This is a genomic window from Mesorhizobium sp. M4A.F.Ca.ET.050.02.1.1, assembly GCF_003997725.1.
Taxonomy (GTDB): domain Bacteria; phylum Pseudomonadota; class Alphaproteobacteria; order Rhizobiales; family Rhizobiaceae; genus Mesorhizobium.
Genome location: NZ_RZSG01000565.1, coordinates 1 through 3,969 on the forward strand (window position 1 = coordinate 1; position 3,969 = coordinate 3,969).

4 protein-coding genes are annotated in these 3,969 nt (G+C 57.8%); 2 read left to right on the forward strand and 2 right to left on the reverse strand.

Annotation, left to right across the window (positions count from 1 at the left end; all coding sequences use genetic code 11):
* Together EOA33_RS26960 and EOA33_RS26965 are read left to right on the forward strand one after the other, a co-directional pair.
* Positions 1-735 (forward strand): NAD(P)/FAD-dependent oxidoreductase (locus EOA33_RS26960; RefSeq protein ID WP_145989299.1); only part of this gene is annotated, 735 nt, incomplete at its 5' end.
* Positions 736-896: 161 nt separating this feature from the next.
* The gene (locus tag EOA33_RS26965) at positions 897-1,184 is read left to right on the forward strand and encodes a hypothetical protein (RefSeq protein ID WP_127407020.1); all 288 of its coding nucleotides are present in this window, start codon (positions 897-899) and stop codon (positions 1,182-1,184) included.
* A gap of 174 nt (positions 1,185-1,358) precedes the next feature.
* Here the strand turns inward: EOA33_RS26965 and EOA33_RS26970 are convergent, their stop codons facing one another.
* Both EOA33_RS26970 and EOA33_RS26975 read right to left on the reverse strand, forming a co-directional pair.
* A complete protein-coding gene (locus tag EOA33_RS26970) occupies positions 1,359-2,354 on the reverse strand; it encodes a CBASS cGAMP-activated phospholipase (protein WP_127407021.1) in 996 nt (331 codons plus the stop codon).
* A gap of 107 nt (positions 2,355-2,461) precedes the next feature.
* Complete coding sequence (locus tag EOA33_RS26975; protein WP_127407022.1) at positions 2,462-3,835, reverse strand: PleD family two-component system response regulator; 1,374 nt, start codon at positions 3,833-3,835, stop codon at positions 2,462-2,464.
* Between the last annotated feature and the right edge of the window lie 134 nt (positions 3,836-3,969).

Below are 3,969 nucleotides of genomic sequence, written 5' to 3' on the forward strand. Positions count from 1 at the left end.
CCGCTGGACATCCTGGCCGAGGCGCGCCGGCAGCTGGCGCGTTATCCTGCGATCAGTCTGGTCAACGCTCGGGCCGACAAAGTCTCCGGCGGCATCGACGATTTCTCCGTCCTCATGGGCGATGGCGAAAGCCTTGGGGCGCGTCGGCTGATCCTGAGCTATGGCATCACGGACCAGATGCCCGATGTGCCGGGGTTTGCCGAAAGCTGGGGCACGTCCATCGTGCCCTGTCCCTATTGCGACGGCTTTGAAGTCGCCGGCCAGCATTGGGGCCTCGTCTGGTCCGGCCCGCAGTCGCACAATCAGGCCAGGCTGTTCCACGATTGGACTGACAGGTTGACGGTCTTCGCCGATGGTCACGACATCCCGACCGATATCCGGGCCGATCTGGAGCGTCGCAACACACCTATCGTCGATGGCCGGATCACTGAAATCACCCGTCATAGCGGCCGTAATCCCACCCTCAAGCTCGCTTCCGGCCGTGATGTCGCTGTCGACATTCTGTTCGCACATCCGCGCAACAAGCCGTCCGCCGGCCTGCATGAATCACTGGGCCTCGCCACGGCCGCTACACCCCTTGGCATCGTCCTCAAGGTTGATGAGCGCCGCGAAACCAGCATGCCCGGCATCTACGCCGCGGGCGACCTCACTAACCCCATGATCCCCTCGGTCACCACGGCATCGTGGCAAGGCGCGATGGCGGGCATCTTCGCCCAGCAGTCGATGCTGGTTTGAGAGGCGCGCCTGGAATCACCTTGTTGCAAACGTTCAAATTTGAGCTTCCGCACTCATGCTTTGTCGAGAGTATCTCCTTTAGTCTCCTAGACCTTCTGCGCCGTAAGTTTGGCCGTTTTGCATCGCCGTCGGCGACGATGACGACGAAATAGGAGAACGCAATGACTCGCAGTCACGTTGAACGTCTTGGAGAGTTCAGGGAAATCCTCGTCGCAACTCGACGCGAAGGCGTCCGTAACGTGCACCATACGCGCGACGCAATGCGGGCAAGTGGCTTCCAGATCGGAGACAGCGATGGCTCCAGCTACGGTGCCCAACTGAAGGCGCTCCAGGAGGAAATCGAGGCAGTCGACCGCGCCATTGAAGACGAGAAGCGGCTGGCCTTGATCATCGAAAGCCCGGCTCCATCCCGCCGACCGACCAAGCCGAGAATCGTGAAGGGGACGTAGAGCCAGCCGCTGGCGCCTCGAAGACGTGCTTACCCGACCGAGATTTGATCGTGGTGGCCGCTCGGCACAAACAAGGCGCCGTTAATGGTAGTTAGCGGACCCGACTTTGATGCATTGCCTGGGGTGCTGCTTAACTCCACCGCAGTTCGGTTCTTTCCTTTGTGGCTCTGTATTCTACTTGCTGAGCAAGGATGGAAAATCAGTGTTGGCGCGTTTGTGTGCGAGCACTCTCTCAATAAATGGAGAGCCCGCAACTCTCTGATACGCTCCTTCTGCTAACCCTAGTAGGGTTTCTCGCCTGGCGGGCGTTGCCAAATCCAGACCGAGGTCGACAATCTGTTCATTCGAGGGCCGCGCATCGATGCGCAAGTATCGATCATGCAACTGATGCTCGACCATAAAGTCCACGATCTGCTGCTGGGAGGACATGACCGTCGAGATCAGACGCTCGTTCTTCATCCACTCGACAACGCCCAGATCTGGACCGAGTGACGCGGGCAGCGAAAACCCTGTGGTAGTTGTGCCTACACTCAAGAGTGTAATATCTGATACCCGCTGGTCGCAAAAATGCACAGCTTCGTGTAGTGCGCAAGCATCTGGAGAGTTTGCGACCAGACCTCCATCCGCATAATAGCTGTTGTCAATTTTAGCCATCGGAAAGAATGTCGGGGCTGCGGATGTGGCCATTGCAATGTCGGCTGCCTTGCGATGAAGATCGACAACGACACCCGAACTATGTGGTGTTTTGAATATCTGCACACTCCCTTTCGTCATATTCACTGCTGGCACCACCAATCTGGTATGCGCATGTCCGAAGAGTGTGTCTTTTCCGACAATTTTCTCGATAGTCGCGCGAAGGGCATTTCCGTCATACTTCGGGCCACCCGTATAGAATTTGTACTGGGCCACCTTTCGTGCAATCCACCCAGCAGCAGGCTCCCCTTTTGGGAAGATTGCCGCCCCTTGTTCCAAGAATGTCTCTCTTATCTCTTTGGCAGTTTTGTCCATGGCCAGACCAATGGCGATGATTCCGCCGATGGAGGTCCCGGCGATTAGGTCAAAGCATTGACCAATCGGCTTGCCAGCTTGCCGCTCCAATCGTGCCAGCACCTCAATGGTGAACAGCCCGCGGTAGCCGCCACCGCTTAAAGACAGGATATTGAACGACATTCATTGGCCCCGACATAATTTTTGAAGTACGGCGTACCAGCAACTTGAGACCAAGTCGACTTTCGACGCAGGTGTAAGTGCTTTAATAACGTCGAGCCGAAAAATAATCATCCAAGATTGACGATCACGCGATTGCGGCCGCCGTTCTTGGCATTGTAAAGCGCGACATCAGCCCGCTTTACTAATCCGGCTACCGTATCCGCGCCCGTGAGTACCGAAGATACGCCAATGCTGACGGTCACTTCGATTGTCTTAGCCTCCTGGCCAACAGCAAACGGCATTTGGGCGATTTTGGCGCGTATGTGCTCTGCGACTTTCGCGGCCACAGTGCTGTCCGTGTCCGGCATCACTACAACGAACTCATCGCCCCCGTAGACGCATGCAAGGTCAATCGCGCGCACATGCTTGCGCAGCCGGAGTGCGCACTCTCGCAGTACGTCGCCACCTGCGTCGTGTCCGTATGTATCATTGACCAACTTTAGAAGGTCGACATCCGTGATCATCACCGACAGCGGCCGTCCGCGCGTCACAGCACGATCGAACAGGGTCGGCAAATGGCTGTCGAGATAACGGCGGTTGTGCAGCCCGGTTACAGAATCTGTGATCGCCATCTCGATGGTTGGGGTGTCGCTGCCGCGGAGCTGGTCATTGTAGCGCTTGCGCCGAACCTGCGTGCGCAGGCGTGCCGTAAGCTCGTGCTGATCGATCGGCCTCGTCAGATAGTCGTTGATGCCGAGTTCGAGACCGCGGATGATGCGCGCCTCCTCGTCGTCGCCGGCCAGGAGGATGATCGGCAGGAAGCGGGTGCGGTCGAGCGAGCGCAGTTGCGAGCATAGCCTGAGCGCATCGAAATGGGTGAAGGCCGTCGAGATCAGCACGCACTCGTAGGATGTTTCGGCGGCCTGGAAGAGACCGGCATTCGGATCGGTCGCGACATCGAGCTCAGCGCTGCCGAGCAGCATCTTCCGGATGCACTCGACCGAAGGCTTGCGCTCGTCGACCACAAGCACTCTGGGCTTGGTGTCTTCCGACTCGAAGTTGCGGCTGAGCAGCTCCTGGATGCCTATGTTGCGCGTGGTCGAGGCGCGCAGGCGCAACTCGTCGGTCAGCGACTTCAGTCTGACTAGGCTCTTCACCCGCGTCATCAGTTGCAGATCATTGACCGGCTTGGTGAGGAAGTCGTCGGCGCCGGCCTCGAGGCCGCGCACCCGGTCGGACACCTGGTCGAGCGCGGTGATCATGACCACGGGAATATGTGAGGTCGCCGGCTCGCTCTTCAGCCTCTTACAGACCTCGAAGCCGTCCATGCCCGTCATCATCACGTTGAGTAGCACGACGTCGACCTTGCCATTTTCGCAGATCTCGATCGCGTCCGGACTGTTGCTCGCTGTCAGCACCTCGAAATATTCGGCGAGAAGCCTAACTTCCAGCAGCCGCACATTGGCGGGGATGTTGTCGACGACGAGTATACGCGCGGTCATGACAAAATATGCTCCTGGGGACGTATTCCATCATTGGGATTGGCCGGATTTCGTTGATTGAACACTACCGAGCACAAATACAAGATAATGCGCCCTTGCTGCACGTAAGGCGTTTCTGGCGCAAGGTGGCCAAT

Coding starts and splice junctions, on each gene's coding strand:
- EOA33_RS26965 (WP_127407020.1), top strand. CDS start 897: ATGACTCGCAGTCACGTTGAACGTCTTGGAGAGTTCAGGGAAATCCTC.
- EOA33_RS26975 (WP_127407022.1), bottom strand. CDS start 3,835: ATGACCGCGCGTATACTCGTCGTCGACAACATCCCCGCCAATGTGCGG.
- EOA33_RS26970 (WP_127407021.1), bottom strand. CDS start 2,354: ATGTCGTTCAATATCCTGTCTTTAAGCGGTGGCGGCTACCGCGGGCTG.